This window comes from Massilia sp. Masssp93 (assembly GCF_059491295.1).
Genome location: NZ_CP168502.1, coordinates 1,573,051 through 1,588,115 on the forward strand (window position 1 = coordinate 1,573,051; position 15,065 = coordinate 1,588,115).

13 protein-coding genes are annotated in these 15,065 nt (G+C 67.3%); 2 read left to right on the top strand and 11 right to left on the bottom strand.

Annotated features, from left to right (window positions below; genetic code table 11):
• Window positions 1-88: 88 nt before the first annotated feature.
• Together ACEN9Q_RS06730 and ACEN9Q_RS06735 are read left to right on the top strand one after the other, a co-directional pair.
• On the top strand, window positions 89-1,186 hold the full coding sequence (locus tag ACEN9Q_RS06730) for a polysaccharide biosynthesis/export family protein (protein WP_229412486.1): 1,098 nt from the start codon (window positions 89-91) through the stop codon (window positions 1,184-1,186).
• Window positions 1,187-1,227: 41 nt separating this feature from the next.
• Window positions 1,228-3,516, top strand: a complete 2,289-nt coding sequence (locus ACEN9Q_RS06735) for a polysaccharide biosynthesis tyrosine autokinase (protein ID WP_495627775.1) — start codon at window positions 1,228-1,230, stop codon at window positions 3,514-3,516.
• A gap of 401 nt (window positions 3,517-3,917) precedes the next feature.
• Here ACEN9Q_RS06735 and ACEN9Q_RS06740 read toward each other — a convergent pair whose 3' ends face one another.
• The 11 genes from ACEN9Q_RS06740 to ACEN9Q_RS06790 form a co-directional block, all read right to left on the bottom strand.
• Entirely contained in the window at window positions 3,918-5,057 is a 1,140-nt protein-coding gene (locus ACEN9Q_RS06740) for an acyltransferase family protein (protein WP_495627776.1), read from the bottom strand.
• Between the two features lie 116 nt (window positions 5,058-5,173).
• The gene (locus tag ACEN9Q_RS06745) at window positions 5,174-5,776 is read right to left on the bottom strand and encodes a phosphatase PAP2 family protein (RefSeq protein WP_495627777.1); all 603 of its coding nucleotides are present in this window, start codon (window positions 5,774-5,776) and stop codon (window positions 5,174-5,176) included.
• Between the two features lie 16 nt (window positions 5,777-5,792).
• Window positions 5,793-6,383 carry a sugar transferase gene (locus ACEN9Q_RS06750; protein ID WP_495627778.1) on the bottom strand — a complete coding sequence of 197 codons (591 nt, stop codon included), beginning with the start codon at window positions 6,381-6,383 and terminating at the stop codon, window positions 5,793-5,795.
• On the bottom strand, window positions 6,380-7,558 hold the full coding sequence (locus tag ACEN9Q_RS06755; protein ID WP_495627779.1) for a DegT/DnrJ/EryC1/StrS family aminotransferase: 1,179 nt from the start codon (window positions 7,556-7,558) through the stop codon (window positions 6,380-6,382). The genes ACEN9Q_RS06750 and ACEN9Q_RS06755 overlap by 4 nt, the downstream gene beginning before the upstream one ends.
• Complete coding sequence (locus ACEN9Q_RS06760) at window positions 7,551-8,798, bottom strand: glycosyltransferase family 4 protein (protein WP_495627780.1); 1,248 nt, start codon at window positions 8,796-8,798, stop codon at window positions 7,551-7,553. Before ACEN9Q_RS06760 ends, ACEN9Q_RS06755 begins: the two co-directional genes overlap by 8 nt.
• A complete protein-coding gene (locus ACEN9Q_RS06765; RefSeq protein ID WP_495627781.1) occupies window positions 8,795-9,580 on the bottom strand; it encodes a hypothetical protein in 786 nt (261 codons plus the stop codon). Before ACEN9Q_RS06765 ends, ACEN9Q_RS06760 begins: the two co-directional genes overlap by 4 nt.
• Entirely contained in the window at window positions 9,577-10,269 is a 693-nt protein-coding gene (locus tag ACEN9Q_RS06770; RefSeq protein ID WP_495627782.1) for a hypothetical protein, read from the bottom strand. The genes ACEN9Q_RS06765 and ACEN9Q_RS06770 overlap by 4 nt, the downstream gene beginning before the upstream one ends.
• Before the next feature lie 66 nt (window positions 10,270-10,335).
• Window positions 10,336-11,499: a glycosyltransferase family 4 protein gene (locus tag ACEN9Q_RS06775; protein WP_495627783.1), complete on the bottom strand. Its 1,164-nt coding sequence runs from the start codon at window positions 11,497-11,499 to the stop codon at window positions 10,336-10,338.
• Window positions 11,405-12,676, bottom strand: a complete 1,272-nt coding sequence (locus tag ACEN9Q_RS06780; RefSeq protein WP_495627784.1) for a hypothetical protein — start codon at window positions 12,674-12,676, stop codon at window positions 11,405-11,407. Before ACEN9Q_RS06780 ends, ACEN9Q_RS06775 begins: the two co-directional genes overlap by 95 nt.
• 10 nt (window positions 12,677-12,686) lie before the next feature.
• Window positions 12,687-13,904, bottom strand: coding sequence for a lipopolysaccharide biosynthesis protein (locus tag ACEN9Q_RS06785; protein WP_495627785.1), 1,218 nt, complete (start codon window positions 13,902-13,904; stop codon window positions 12,687-12,689).
• A gap of 23 nt (window positions 13,905-13,927) precedes the next feature.
• A complete protein-coding gene (locus tag ACEN9Q_RS06790) occupies window positions 13,928-15,061 on the bottom strand; it encodes a DegT/DnrJ/EryC1/StrS family aminotransferase (protein ID WP_495627786.1) in 1,134 nt (377 codons plus the stop codon).
• Window positions 15,062-15,065: the final 4 nt, after the last annotated feature.

Below are 15,065 nucleotides of genomic sequence, written 5' to 3' on the forward strand. Positions count from 1 at the left end.
GCCAGAGGTTGGCAGCTCATTTCGACAGGCAACCATGCATGCTTCCATTACGCAATTTCTAAGACGGGCCGCGGGCTTGCTTTCCGCCGTGGCCCTGCCATGGCTGTACGCCGGCCTGCTCGCCGGCTGCGCGTCGGGCATCCAGTTCCGCTCGCAGGACCATGCCGGCGCGGACGAGCCGGCGCCGCCCACCGAGATGATCACCGAACGGCTGATCTCGGCGGAACACCAGCAGCACCAGGTCCGGGCCAACGAAGACCTCGAACGCCTGCTGGTGCCGAACCCGCCGCCCTATGCGATCGGCAGCGGCGACATCCTGGCCATCGTCGTGTGGGACCACCCCGAACTGACCGGCGGTCTCGTCACGGCGGCCAACGCCGATCCGGCCGCGACCGCCGCCGCGGCCGCGAACGCGAATGCGGCGCCGCAGGGCTTCGTCGTCGATCACCAGGGCCGCATCCAGTTTCCGCTGGCCGGCCTGTTGACCGTCCAGGGCCTCACCGAGGAACAGGCGCGCGCGCTGCTGACGACGCGCCTCGCCAAATACCTCGCCAATCCGAACGTGACGCTGCGCGTGCAGGCCTACCGCAGCAAGCGCGTGTACATCGACGGCGAGGTCAAGTCGCCCGGCCTGCAGGCCATCAACGACATCCCGATGACGCTCGTCGAAGCCATCAACCGCGCGGGCGGCCTGCTGCCCACGGCCGACCAGAGCCGCATCGAGCTGGAGCGCGGCAAGACGCATTACGCCATCAACCTGCGCGACCTGGTCCAGAAGAACATCAATCCGGGCCTGGTCATGCTCGCGCCGGGCGACGTGGTGCGGGTGCACTCGCGCGACGAAAGCAAGGTGTTCGTCTCGGGCGAAGTCGTGACGCCCAAGGCGCTGACCATGCACGACGGCCGGCTGACCCTTAACGAAGCGCTGGGCGAGAGCGGCGGCATCAGTCCCCTGAGCGGCGATGCGCGCCAGGTCTACGTGGTGCGCAAGACGCCGCAGCGCACGCGCGTGTTCCAGCTCGACGCACGCGTGGCCGGATCGCTGGCGATGGCCGAAGCCTTCGAACTGCAGCCGAAGGACATCGTGTACGTCGCCGCGACGCCGCTGGCCAACTGGAACCGCAACCTGAGCCTCCTGTTCCCGGGCGCGCTGAGCTCGGCGGTGAATGCGGCCAACCGGCCCTGATTCCGCATGCGCCCGCATATGCCGATCTACGGAGCAATCCCATGAGTACCACTGGTGAGTCGCATGCCCTGTCGCCCCTCGTTCCCCGTCCGCCGATCATCAGCGTGCCGTTCGATCCGCGTGCCGTCGACGCGCCGCGCGAGGACCCTGCGTTCGATCTCAAGGGTTACCTGAACACGCTGTACGACAGCCGCTGGCTGATCGGCGGCATCACCGCGTTCATCACCCTGATGGCCGTGTTGTACGCGCTCGTCGCCAAGCCCGTGTTCGAGGCCAACCTCATGATCCACGTCGAGGAAGAGAGCCCGAACGCGTCGAAGAACATCCTCTCCGAAGCGTCCTCGCTGTTCGAAACCAAGAAGGCGGCGATCGCCGAGATGGAGCTGCTGCGGTCGCGCATGGTCGTGTCGCGCGCGGTTGACAACCTGCAGCTGTACATCGACGTGCGGCCCAAGTACTTCCCCATCGCCGGGTTCTGGTTCGCCAACCAGAACGGCAACGCATTGTCGAAGCCGGGCCTGTTCGGCTACGGCGGCTATGTCTGGGGCAGCGAACGGGCCGAGGTGTCGCTGTTCGAAGTGCCGGAAGCCTGGCTGGGGCGCGAGTTCACGCTGACGGCGCTCGGCCAGGACCGCTACCGGTTTTCCGGCGGCGGCCAGCGCATCGTGTTCGAAGGCGAAGTCGGACTGCGCTACCGCGTGCCGACGCCGGAGGGCCTGATCGAGCTGAAGGTCGACCGCCTGTCGGCGGATCCCGGCGGCCGGTTTCGCCTGCGCCGCATGTCGCGCTTCGCGATGATCGAGGCGATCCAGAACGCGCTCGTGATCACCGAGCAGGGCAAGCAGTCGGGCATCATCGAGGTCAAGCTGCAGGGCGAGAATGCGCGCCGCACGTATGCCGTGCTGAGCGAGATCGGGCGCGAGTATATGCGGCAGAACCTCGCGCGCAAGACCGAGGAAGCGGAAAAGTCGCTGGCGTTCCTCAATCAGCAACTGCCCATCCTCAAGCGCCAGCTGGAGCAGGCGGAAGACCGCTACAACCAGTTCCGCAACGCCCACAACACGGTCGACCTGCAGGAGGAAGCGCGCATGAGCCTGACGCAGGCCGCCGCGGCCCGGGGGCGGCGCATGGACCTCATCCAGAAGAAGACGGAGCTGATGGCACGCTTCACGGAAGACCACCCGATCGTCGCCGCGATCAACCGCCAGCTCAAGGAAGTCGACACGGAGATCGACCAGGTCAATGCCCGCATCAAGGACTTGCCCGTGCTCGAACAGGATGAAGCGCGCCTGACGCGCGACATCAAGGTCAACACCGATCTCTACACGGCCCTGTCGAACACGGCTCAGCAGCTGCGCCTGATCTCCGTGGGGCGGGTCAGCAACGTGCGCATGGTCGATGCGCCGATCGCACCCGAAAAGCCGATCAAGCCGAACCGTCCGCTGATCGTGGCGCTGGCCGTCGTCACGGGGCTGTTCCTCGGCACCCTGATCGCATTTACGCGCAAGGCCATGATGGGCGGGATCGACGATCCGCAAGCCATCGAGCGCCTGCTGCGCGCGCGCGTCGTCTATGCGACGATCCCACACAGCAATAATCAGGACAAGCTGATGCGCAAGGCGAGGAGCGACGGCGGCGCGCTGCCGCTGCTGGCCCAGATCATTCCCGAAGATGCCGCCATCGAAAGCCTGCGCAGCTTCCGCGCCGCGCTGCAGTTTTCCATGCCTCACTTCCAGAGCAATATCGTGATGTTCGCCGGGCCCACGCGGGGCCTCGGCAAGTCGTTCGTGTCCGCGAACTTCGCCGCCGTGATGGCGGCCAGCGGCAAGCGCGTGCTGTTGATCGACTCCGACCTGCGCAACGGCCAGCTCCACCGTTATTTCGGCATGAGCCGCGAGCGCGGCCTCTCTCGCGCCATCCTGGGCCAGTCGTCGATCGACGAGGTGATCCACCACGACGTCGTCGAAAACCTCGACTTCATCCCGACGGGCGAACTGCCGCCGAATCGCTCCGAGTTCCTGCTGCACCTGAATTTCGGCGGCCTGCTGCAACAGGTCGCGACCCACTACGACCTCGTTCTGCTCGACCCACCGCCGCTGCTCGACGTGGCCGACGCCCTGATCATCGGCGGTCACGCCGGCGCCGTCTTCATCGTGGCCCGCTCGGGCCGTACGAACGAGTCCGAGATCAACGAATCGATCAAGCGCCTGAACCACGCGGGGATATCACCCCAGGGCGTGCTGTTCAACGACATGGCGCCGCGCCTGGGTGCTTACGGCGCCTATACCAAATTCACGGCGACGGGGCAGATCGGCTTCGCCGCAGGGTGAATGGAAGTGCCGCTGCTGCCTCGGCGTCTTCGCGATACGTTTGCCCGGCGCCGAGCGCCGGGCGCCGGGCGCCGGGGCCGGACGACGCGGCGGAGAATACGTCCGCTGAACCTCTTGGCGTTGCGCACGCTGGCATCGACATACCGGCATCGACATACCGGCATCGACATACCGGCATCGACATACCGGCGCCGATGCACCGACATCGAGTCTGGTGAAGGCTTATCCCGTTAGCACGTCATAGCCCGGAGCCCGTCGGTTGAGGCGACCGTGTGCTGGCATTCCACGTCACGGACGGTGCGGCAGATTGCGCGCCACGGTCGGCATGTCGATCAAGGACAGACACAGCGGCCAGATGCCGGCCCCGCCGACGCGATCGCGGCGGGGCCCGATGCAGCGTGTCATTTCATCGACGAGGACGCCATCGACGTGCGCTGGGGACGCGGCCGCAGGACATTCCTGACGGCGCGGCGCACGCGGAACGTATGGGATTCGAACAGGCGATACGACAGCCATGCCGTGGCCAGCAGGGTCAGGAGCATGCCCGCATAGACGGCGTACGCCAGCGGCGCGTCAGGGACGAGGCGATCGCGCCCGAACGTTTTCTGGCCGGCATACCGCAGCAATTTGATGACGGGGATGTGCGTCACGTACAGCGTGAACGAAAACTCGGACAAGGTGTGCGCGAGCCGTGCGACGGCCCGCATCGGGGACGACGTCGTGGCGAACGGCGCATGCAGCGTGGACAGGAAGGTCAGCAACGGCAGGCTGTACACGAGATCTTGCAGGAACGATTCAGGGTTGAGATCGTCGTTGCTGCCGCGCAGGCGGAAATAAATCGAACTGGCCACGACGATGGCGGCGAGACCCGCGCGCGCGCCGGTGCCGCAGTCGATGCGGATGCGCGAAAACGCGGCACCCAGCAGCCACAGCGCGAAATACAGGGTGATGGACAAGGGCAGCGACGTGCCCAGCACCAGGAGCACGGCCGCGGCGCAGCCCTGGCGCATCCGGCTGCGGCTCGTGAACATGATCAGCAGCAGGGGAAACTGGATGTAGTACCAGGTCTCGTTGGCGAGGCTCCACAGGGCGTAATTGCCCCCGAAATTGTCGACATCCACCGTCTGCAGGCCGACCAGGTTGCCGGCAAATGCCGCGGCCGAGTATGCATTGGCGGTGGAAAAATCGGCGCGGGCCGGGTCGACGACGTCCGTCATGACGCCGACGAGCAGCATGAGGCACAGGGCGGGAATCAGGACCGTCCACAAGCGGGTCAGGCGATCGATCGCATAGGCTCGCCACGGCGAGGCGCCGTCGGCGGCGCCGGTCGACGTATTCGCGCGCTCCAGTTTGTTGAGCAGGCTGCCGCCGACCAGCCAGCCGCTGATCAGGAAGAAGACGACGACCGCCTGGTGCGCAAAGCCGGTGCCGAAGGCCAGCAGTTGGTAATAGACGGATGGACTGGCGATGTCGCGCAGTCCAGGGAATATTTCGGCGCGCAGGTGCGCCGCCGCGACTTGCAGCGCTGCCAGGCCACGCATCAGGGAAATCAGGAGCGAACAGCCGGTTGTACTGTCGAGCTGACTCTTTCGCTGCCAATGGATAGCTGGAATATGCGTGCCGGACATGGTGCCTCCTGATAAAAGGTCTCGGGACGCTAGCTGCAGTTGTCCCAAGGGTAGGGATAGGGATTGCCGGACAGGGCCAGCGCGAGCCGGATCATCCAGTAACCTACGGAAACCGAATGCAGCGCCCAGGCCGTCGCGCAGAATGCGGGCACGGCGCAGGCGATCGCCCGGCCCGGCGGGGGCGCAGATACGCTGCACGCCAGGTGGACGGTGCAGAGGAAGGCCGCGAGCCCGACGATCCAGCCGGCGATGGCTTCGACTGGCGTGTGTTCGCCGGCGTGGACGAGGGCCGCGGCGACCGCCACGCCGAGGCCAAGCGCGAGCAGCGCGACACCACGGCGCACCGGCGGCGCGCAGCGCTGCGCCAGCAGCCAGCACAGCGTCGGGAAGGCTGCGGTGAAGCCGGCGGCGTGGCCGCTGACGGCCTTGTAGCCGAGCGTCGGCAGGCCCGTTTCCCAGCCCATGAAGGCGACCTTGGTCGCCGCGACGAGCGCCAGCGCCAGTCCGAACACGAGACTCCAGCCGAGGGCTGCACGCCAGGCCCGGGCAGCGAGGAGCCAGCCCGCGATCGCGCTGCCGGCCGGGAGCGTGAGGGACAGGTCGCCCAGGTGGAACAGCTTGGACCAGAGCATGGCGGTATCCGGCTCGTCAGCTGAGGATCGCGGCCAGCGTCCGGAAGATGATGCGCACATCGAGCCAGAACGACCGCTCGCGCACGTAGCGCTGGTAATACTCGAGCTTGACGGGCAGGATCGTCTCGATATACGCCCGCTCGGGATCCTGCGCGCGTCCGAGGATGTCGTTTTCGTCCTTGTAGAGGATGGCCGCGAGGTCAGTGATGCCCGGCGCCACCGAAAGAACGGTCTCGCGCACCGCGGGCGGATAACGGTCGACGTAGCGCGGCACTTCCGGACGCGGTCCGACGAGGCTCATCGTGCCCGCCAGCACGTTCAGCAACTGGGGCAGTTCGTCCAGCTTCGTGCGCCGCAGGAAGCGGCCGGCGCGGGTGATGCGCGGGTCCTGGCCGACCGTCAGCTGGCGGCCCCCGTCGGGATGGTCGGCCATGGTGCGGAATTTGTAGATGGCGAAGTGGCGGCCGTATCGTCCTACGCGGCGTTGGCGGAACAGCGCCGGTCCGGGCGAGTCGAACCGGATCCACAGCGCGAGCGCGAGCAGCGCCGGCGCCAGCAGGACCAGGCCGCAACCGGCCGCCACCACGTCGAACAGGCGCTTGCTCATGCCAGCAGCTCGGCCAGGTGCCCGATGACGCGGTCCTGGTCGGCGTCGCTCATCTTCGTGTACAGCGGCAGCGTGAGCATGCCGTGGTAGCACGCTTCGGCCACGGGGAAGCGGGCGGGCGACAGGTCGTAGGCGTCGCGCCAGTAGGGCTGGCGGTGCAGCGGGATGAAGTGCACGCTCGTGCCGATGCCGCGCCGGGCGAGCTCGGTTATCAACGCGTCGCGTCCGAGCCGCGCTTCCCCGGTCAGCCGGACCACGTACAAATGCCAGGCGTGCGTACTGTCGTCGTCCGGCCGGGCGGGGAGCCGCAGCGGCAGGCCCGCCAGGCCGTCGTGGTAGCGCCGTGCCAGGCAGGCCCGGCGCGCGGCGAAGCGGTCGATCTTGCGCAGTTGCTGGATGCCGATGGCCGAGGCGATGTCGGTCAGGTTGTACTTGAAGCCGGCCGCGACGACCTCGTAATACCAGGCCGGCTTGTGCGACACGTAGCGGTCGAACGCGTCCTGGCTGATGCCGTGCAGGCGCATCACGCGCACACGCTGCGCGAGGCCGGGGTCGCCCGTGACGATCATGCCGCCTTCGCCCGTGGTCATCGTCTTGTTCGCGTAAAAGCTGAAGACGGTGATGTCGCTGTCCAGCGTGCCGATCAGCCGGCCCTTGTAGCGGGTCGGGAAGGCGTGCGCGGCGTCCTCGACGACGCGCAGCCCGCGGCGCCGCGCCAGCGCCAGCAGGGCGTCCATGTCGCAGGCCAGCCCGGCATAGTGGACGGGGACGACGGCGCGCGTCTGCGGCGTGAGCGCCGCTTCGACGGCGTCCACCGACAGCGTCATCCGGTCCGGTTCGACGTCGACGAAGACGGGTCGCGCGCCCAGGTAGCGCACGACCTCGGCCGTGGCCGTGAACGTGAGCGTGGGCACGATGACGTCGTCGCCCGGGCCGATGCCCAGGCTTTCCAGCGCCAGGTGCAGGCCCGCGGTGGCGGAGTTCACGGCAATCGCCTGCAGGCCGCCGCCCAGGTAGGCGTTGAAATCCTGTTCGAATTGCCGGGTGGTCGGGCCCGTCGTGACCCAGCCGGAGCGCAGGCAGGCGACGACGGCGTCGATTTCCGCCTCGTCGATGTCGGGCAGGGCGAACGGCAGGAAAGGCGCGGCGGTAGCTTGGGTCAGGTCTTCAGGCATGGCGGCTGTCTCCAGCGAGTGCGGTTAAAAAGCGTTGTCCGAGGACGGCATAGGTGTGGTTGGCCAGCGCATGGGCGCGCCCGCGCCGGCCGAGCGCATCGCGCGTGGGCGCATCCAGCGCCTGCATGGCGAGCACGGCGTCGGCGATGGCCTGCGGGTCGTCCGGCGCGACCGTCAATCCGCAGCCGGCTTCCATGACGGGATCGTTGCCCGCCTCGACGGCATGGACGATGGGACGGCCTGCCATCATGTAGTCGATCAGCTTGTTGGGCGAGATGCCGAAGCGGTACAGGGCCTGGCGGCGCCAGCCGATGTAAGCGACGTCGAAGCGCTGCAGCAGGGCCGGCACCTGCGATTTCGGGATCGGGTCGAAGAAATGCACGCTGGCCAGGCCCAGTTCGGCGGCGCGCCGTTCGAGCGCAGGTTTTTCGGGACCGGACCCGACCAGAACGAAGGCGACGGGATGGCCACGCAGGCGGTGCGCGGCGTCGAGCAGCGTGCCCAGCGCGTTCGCGACGCCGTGCGTGCCGGCATAGCCGACGACGAACCGGCCCTGTTGGCGGAGCCCGTCGAGGACGATGTCGAGCCGGGCGGGCAAGGGCGCCGGGTCGGCTCGCCACTCGTCCGGGTCGACACCGTTAGGCACGAGATGCAGCTTGTGCGGCGCCATGCCGTGCGCCTCCAGGTGCGGGCGCACCTTGGGCAGGATCGAGACGATGGCGTCGGCGCGGCGGCAGGCGAAGTCTTCCGCCGCCTGCAGCAGCATGATGAAGGGATGGCGGCGCGAATAGCCGCCCAGTTCCATGGGCGACAGCGGCCACAGGTCGTGCACCTCGTACAGCAGGCGGGCCCCGGCGCGGCGCGCGATCCGGGCGGCCGGCCAGATGTCGAGCGGATACGTGCTGGATGCGATCACCGCGTCCGGCCGGACCGTCCGCGCCAACTGTTCGCCCGCCGCGCCCAGGCGCCACAGGAACGCGGCCATATTGCGCACCCGCGCCGCGCCGTTGCCGCGATACGACGGCGCCGCCAGCCAGACGTAGTCGATGCCGTCGATATTTTCTTCCAGGCGGGTGCGCCGGCCCATCTGCGGCGCCTGCGTGCGCACATGCGATGCCGACGCGGCGACGATGGTCACCCTGTGCCCCGCGCGTACCCACTCCCGCGCGAGATAGTAGGGGCGGTACTCCATGCCATGGAGCACCGATCCCGCGTAATGGTTGATCAGGAGGATATTCATGTGTGCCACACCACTTCCTCGGCCAGGCGCACCACGTTGCAGCGGGTGTTCTCGAGCCAGTTCGTTTCCCATTGCACGGGATGGGTGAGAAAACAGACGCGCTCGTAGCGGCCCAGCGCGTCGAACGGTGACAGCGGGTAGTAGTACACGGGATGCGGACGGTCGCTGATGTACACGTCGAAGTGGCGCAGCAGGTCGGCGTCGTAGGATTCGCATTCGATGCCGCAGCGCCGGCGCAGTTCGGGGTCGCTCAGCAGTTCGTGGTTGATCACCTTCAGGCGGCGGTTGGCGAAGTCGCCGTGGCTGGCGACCGTCGTCATCGGCGTGCCCAGGTGTTCGCCGATGCGCATGAAGTTGCGCACGAACAGTTCGCGGATCTCGGGGAAGCGGGCCCGCACCTCGTCGCCGCGGCGCATGCGGTGGCGCTTGGCATACGTCGCGACTTCCTCGTAGTGGTAGCTGGCCTCGCTGCCGGCCGCCTCGATGTCGCGCATGAAGCCGTAGTCCAGCGTACTGAGGCGGAAGTAATAGCTGGCCCTCACGCCATGTTTCGTTTCGAGCGCGAACATCTTGCGCGCCGTGCGCAAGTCGCTGTCGATGTCGTGGCGGTGCACCAGCACGCGGGTCGGCAGCGCCGCCTCCTGGCGGACCGCGTGGTGGAAATCGCGCACGGAGAGCTGCCGGTAGCCGCATTGGCCGGCCCGGACGAGAAGCGCCTCGTACTCGGGCAGGCGCGACGGCATCAGGTAGTCCGAGTAGAGCCGGTTGAGCAGCGTTTTCATCGCAGGCTGTACTTCACGCGATAGGGTTCGAAGCCGACGATGCGCTTGAAGTGCTGCAGCCCGGACTGCGCACCGAAGAACGTGTCGTACATGACGTAGCGCACGCGCTGGCGTTCGATGAGGCGGGCGATGATGTCGACGACGAGCAGGTGCATGATGCCGTCGTTGTTGCGCAGGCCGATCAGTTGCGAGAAGGCGCTGAAATTGCCGTAGCGTCCGATGTTCGCGTAGGCGACGAGCCGGCCGTCGTCGTTCAGCACGCCGAAATAGTCGAAATGGGGCTGGCGCTCGTAGCGCGCGACCTTGTCCAGGTATTTTCCGTCCATCGGCCGCCCCTGGCGCGTGTCGAGCGACGTGTTGATGGCATGGATGGCGTCGACATGGTCGTTGCGTTCGATCTCCGTGCAGACGTAGCCGCGTGCACGGGCCCGCCTGGCGTGCCACGCACCCCGGTTCTTGCCCTGGATGGCGTCGAGGTAGGCCGTAGCGGCGGGATAGCGCGCAAGGTCGACCAGCGCGGCACCGATCGTCTTGTTGCCGATGAGTTTGTAGCGCGGATGCCGTTTCGTGTAATAGCGATAGGTGGCCGCGACGTCGTCCGGATCGATCCGGGCGTCGAAGCACAGGTCCGCCCGCGGCAGGCGCAGGACCTGGCGCAGCGTGTCGAAGTGATGCAGCAGGGTCGTCATGGTACGTGGGCTCGGCGGTACATGGTCGTTGGGAGCGGGCGTTCTTTCAGCGGCGGCCGTCATGGCCTAGGGACACCCCGCGTGCACGCCGTTCCCGTGGCGCTGGCGGGACGGGGACGCCGGGTCCGGCAGCACCGCGTCGTAAAACGCGGCGAGCTTGTCGGCCTCGCTGCTCCAGTTGTAGCGGGTGTGGACGGCACGGCGTCCGTTTTCGCCCATGCGCCGCGCGATGTGGGGATGGCGGCAAAAATGGTCGATCGCGGCGGCGATCGCGGCGGGATTGCCAGGATCGACGCAGACGCCGCACTGGTTGCCCTCGACGATGTCCTGCCACAGCGGAAAACGCGAGGCGATCACCGGCAGGCCGGCGGCCATGTACTCGAACATCTTGACGGGCAGTGCGTCGAGGTAGTTGACGACGGGATGCAAGGTCACCAGCCCGGCCATCGCACGCTGCATGACCTGGCGCACGCCGATGCGGTCGAGATGACCGTGCGCCTGCACGCGCGTCCAACCCGGGAACCGTGCGATCTCGCGTTCCAGCGCGGGCTCGGAGAACGTGCCGACGAGGGCCAGCCGGGCCGGCGAATGGAGCAGTTCGCAGGCGCGCACCAGTTCGCGGATGCCGCGGATCGCCGAGATGCTGCCCACGTAGCAGACTTCCGGCGCCTTGCGGTCCCAGTCGGGTGGCCCGTCGAATTCCTGCAGCAGCGGATAATTGTTGATGTCGACCGTGTGCGGGTGCAGCCGCGCCAGGCGTTCGCGAATGAAGGGCGTGGCCGCGATCAGGCCGTCGAAGCGGCGGCACGCGTAGTCCTCGTACAGGCGGAAGGCGCGGGACAGCGTCAGGCGCGACACCCTCCCGAGATACGGTTTGGCGAGGAGCTGCGTCGGCACGTCTTCGTGGGAATCGAAGATCACCCGCTTGCCGTTGCGCTTGAGGCGCAAGCCGGCCGGCAGCAGCTCGGGGTCGTGCAGCTGGTAGACATCCCCGTCGAGCCGCAGCGCGGCGCGCAGCACGCGCCGCGTGGCGCGCAGGATCCGGTCGATGCGGCCGGCGGGCCGGCCGACGTCGACGATGCATACGCCGTCGATGGTTTCGTCGCCCAGGCCGTCGGCCACCACCAGCGTGACGTCATGCCCCCGTTCGTTCAGGCTGCGGCACTGCTTGATGAAGATCCGGGTGTCGTAGCGCGGATGGGCTGAGGTCAGGTGGACGATATTTGCCATGTTTTCTCTCGTACCGGTATTGCGAGTAAGCGCCGAGCGTGGCTCCGATCAGCATGTCGGTGAAGTAGTGGGACGAAATCAGGAGCAGGAGGGTCACGCAGGCCAGTGCGAACCCGTGGATGAATTCCGGTCGGCGCCGGCCGGCAAAATACTCCTTGAAGAACATCGGTACGGCAGGCAGCGCCGTGAGCGCGAGGAGATAGACGAAGCCGAACAGGCCCAGGTCCACCCAGGCCGAGAGCACGTTGTGCGAGTAATAGCCGAGGGTATAACTGGCGTAGTCGCCCAGCAGCGGATGGGCGGCGATGGTGTGTTCGGCGTACACCGTCAGGTGATGGCGCTTGTTGGCCGACGTCGATTGCGACAGGTCGAGCAGCTCGAGGATGCGGTTGTCGGGCAGCGCGGCGATGATCTCGTCCATGTGTGCGGAGATCAGCAATGTGGCGATGACGGCGAGGCCGAGAAAGACCAGCTTGTGGCGCGAAAAATAGAATTCGACGATGGGGATCGCGAACAGCAACGCCGCGAATTCGCTGCGTGCCGTGTTGACGAACAGCGTGGCGGCGCCGCTGGCGTACAGGATCAGGCGCAGCGGCAGCGAGCGCGTGTACGCCAGGACGGGCAGGATCGTCATCAGGTAGGAACGCGAGAAGCCCTGGTAGGTGGCGAGGGCGTCGGCGTCCTTCGCCATGCCGAGGGCGCCCAGGAAGAACACACCGTTGACGGAGAACGTGAACACGATCGCGCTCATGGCCGCGAGGCTGGCCAGGCCCATCAGGCGGAACTGCCGCTGGTCGAAGTCGATGAGCGCGAACAGGAAGAACGTGTTCACCATGAACAGGATGCCCGCGACGTGGTGCGCGACGATGGCCAGGGTGGCGCCGGCGGCCGCGTTCACGACGATCACCGCGATGAAGTAGGCATTGAACAGGCCGTAATGCATGTCGATCGACGACAGCCGGCATCGATCGCGACGCAGGCGCTTGTAATAGGCCACGGCCAGCGGCAGCATATAGACCAGCGACACCGGCGAGAAATAGCCGCCCAGGAAGGCTCCCGTCGTGCCCGTGCCCAGCAGCGTGTGGTAGTAGAAAAAGCCGGGGAACAACAGGAAGAACGCGGAATTCAGCAGCAGCTGTTCGCGTGCGGAAGTGCCGGCGCTGTAGGTGGTCTTCATATCGAGGTCTTCATGCCCTGGCCAGGCGGTTCTGCGAGATCTGCCAAGACATGTGCAGATACACCAGGTAGAGCACCGAATAGCCGATCGCGTACCACAGCACGTTCTCGTGCAGCGTCCCCGGTATGAGGAACGCGCCCAGCGTCGTGAAGAACAGCGCGATCTGCCACAGCAGGTCGACCTGCTGCTTGCCCGTGACGAAGAACACGTAGCTGAGCGGGCTCGCGATGAAATTCAGGAAGCACAGCGGTGCGAGGATCTGCGCCAGCTCGCCGGCGGGCCGCCAGGACGCGCCGAACACTTGTTCGAACAGGGCGGGCGAGAACAGCAGCAGGGCCAGGGCCGGCCCGGCGCCCAGCATCGACAAGGCCTTGAACGTATAGCGGTATGCGTGGCTGCAATGGCCGAGGGTCTGGAACTCGTGCACGGATTCGCGCTTGAACACTTCGAGCACGGAGGCCGCCAGCAGCGACACGGGTGCGGCCAGCACGCGCTGGGTGAGCGCGTACAGGCCGGCCGCCACGGCGCCGTGGCGCATCCCGATCAGGAACAGGGGCATCTGGCCGACGAGCGCATTGAGCAGGTTGGAGGGCAGCGAGAAGCGCCAGAATTTCTGGTGCCGGTGCAGGTAGGCATGCGCGGCACGGTCCAGGCGCAACGTCAGGCGCGGACGCGGCGGATGCAGCAGCAGGGTCGCCGCGACGAGGCCGGCCGCGAGGCCGATCAGCTGGCCGATCAGCAGGCCCGCTTCGCCTGCGCCGGCGGCCAGCAGGAGCAGCTGGGTGAGCGCGATGGTGGCGGCGCCCCAGACCTTGGCGCGCGCGGCCTTGCCGAAGGCCTTGTGCGACGTCGCGTAGGCCAGCGTCGTCTGGGTGTAGGCCGTGAGCCAGGTCCCGACGCCGACGAGGAGCAGCGCGCCCCACGACTGGCCGCCCAGCGCGGGCAGCCCGAGCGCATGGGCGAGCAGCGCGCACAGCGAGACGAGCAGGGCGGTCGTGGTGGCCGAATAGAACACGACGGAAAAGCAGACCCGCTGCTGCTCCGGCTCGTGGTCGAGAATCATGGCGGTTTCGAGACGCAGGGTGGCGGCGATGGCGGACACGGCGACGACGCCGAGCCACACCGCGAACGCGCCCATCTCGCTGGGCGTGCACATGCGCGTGATTAGCGGTGCAACCAGCAAGGGCAGGGCCTGGGCGCCGAGTGCGCCGCCCAGGACCGTTGCCACGTGTCTCCAGAAACCCGGCAGGCTCATACGGACATGGCCGCCATTGCCGACGTTGCGGCCGGCGCCGGGATATCGACGGCCTCGAGCAGGGCCGCGCACACGCGCCGGATATCTTCATCGGGCAGATACGGCCCCATCGGCAGGCTCATGACCTTGTCGGCCAGGGCGCGCGCCACCGGGCAGGTCGCGCCTCCGCTCAGGTGCGCATACGCCGGCTGCATATGGATCGGCACCGGATAATGGACTGCCGTCGGGATGCCGGCTTCCTGCAGGGCGTGCTGGACGTCGTTGCGCCGCTCGACCAGCACCGTGTACTGGGCGAATGCGCTGGCGCGGTCGGTGCCGCGGCCGACGAGATCGACCTTGCCTTCCAGCAGCGCGTCATACGTGGCCGCCGCGCGCCGGCGCTGCGCGAGTTCCCAGTCGAACAGGCCGAGCTTGGCCAGCACGACGGCGCACTGCAGCGTGTCCATGCGGCCGCCGACGCCGACCCGGGTATGGACATAGCGCCGGCTCTGGCCGTGCACGCGGATTTCGCGCATGGCGCGCGCCAGGTCGTCGTCGCTCGTGAACAGCGCGCCGCCGTCGCCATAGCAGCCGAGCGGCTTGCTGGGAAAAAAGCTGGTACAGGCGATCGTGGACAGGTTGCAGCTCTTGCGGCCGCGGTAGTCGGCGCCGAAGCTCTGGGCCGCATCCTCGATCACGGCCAGGCCGTGGCGGGCCGCGAGGGCATTGATCTCGTCCATGTCGGCCGGCTGGCCATACAGCGAGACGGGCATGATGGCGCGCGTGCGCGCACCGATGCGCGCCTCGACGAGGGCCGGATCGAGGTTGCCGGTGCGGGCATCGACGTCGACGAACACGGGGACGGCACCCAGCAGCACGATCACTTCGGCCGTGGCGATGAAGGTGAACGGCGTAGTGACGATCTCGTCGCCCGGCCGGACGCCGAGCGCCATCAGGGCGATCAGCAGTGCCTCGGTGCCCGAGGCGACCGTGATGCAATGGCGTGCGCCCGTGTATGCGGCCAGGCGTTCCTCGAGTTCGGCCACTTCCGGCCCCATGATGTACTGGCCGTGGTCGAGGACCGCCTGGATGCGCCCGTTGATCAGGTCGCGTGAAGCCTGGTACTGGGACTTGAGGTCGATGAATTCCATGGTG

Bases quoted from the DNA above. Each gene is read 5' to 3' on its own strand.
- ACEN9Q_RS06780 (WP_495627784.1), bottom strand. From the start codon at position 12,676: ATGAAGACCACCTACAGCGCCGGCACTTCCGCACGCGAACAGCTGCTG.
- ACEN9Q_RS06735 (WP_495627775.1), top strand. From the start codon at position 1,228: ATGAGTACCACTGGTGAGTCGCATGCCCTGTCGCCCCTCGTTCCCCGT.
- ACEN9Q_RS06745 (WP_495627777.1), bottom strand. From the start codon at position 5,776: ATGCTCTGGTCCAAGCTGTTCCACCTGGGCGACCTGTCCCTCACGCTC.
- ACEN9Q_RS06790 (WP_495627786.1), bottom strand. From the start codon at position 15,061: ATGGAATTCATCGACCTCAAGTCCCAGTACCAGGCTTCACGCGACCTG.
- ACEN9Q_RS06750 (WP_495627778.1), bottom strand. From the start codon at position 6,383: ATGAGCAAGCGCCTGTTCGACGTGGTGGCGGCCGGTTGCGGCCTGGTC.
- ACEN9Q_RS06770 (WP_495627782.1), bottom strand. From the start codon at position 10,269: ATGACGACCCTGCTGCATCACTTCGACACGCTGCGCCAGGTCCTGCGC.
- ACEN9Q_RS06775 (WP_495627783.1), bottom strand. From the start codon at position 11,499: ATGGCAAATATCGTCCACCTGACCTCAGCCCATCCGCGCTACGACACC.
- ACEN9Q_RS06740 (WP_495627776.1), bottom strand. From the start codon at position 5,057: ATGCGTGGCCTGGCAGCGCTGCAAGTCGCGGCGGCGCACCTGCGCGCC.
- ACEN9Q_RS06755 (WP_495627779.1), bottom strand. From the start codon at position 7,558: ATGCCTGAAGACCTGACCCAAGCTACCGCCGCGCCTTTCCTGCCGTTC.
- ACEN9Q_RS06760 (WP_495627780.1), bottom strand. From the start codon at position 8,798: ATGAATATCCTCCTGATCAACCATTACGCGGGATCGGTGCTCCATGGC.
- ACEN9Q_RS06765 (WP_495627781.1), bottom strand. From the start codon at position 9,580: ATGAAAACGCTGCTCAACCGGCTCTACTCGGACTACCTGATGCCGTCG.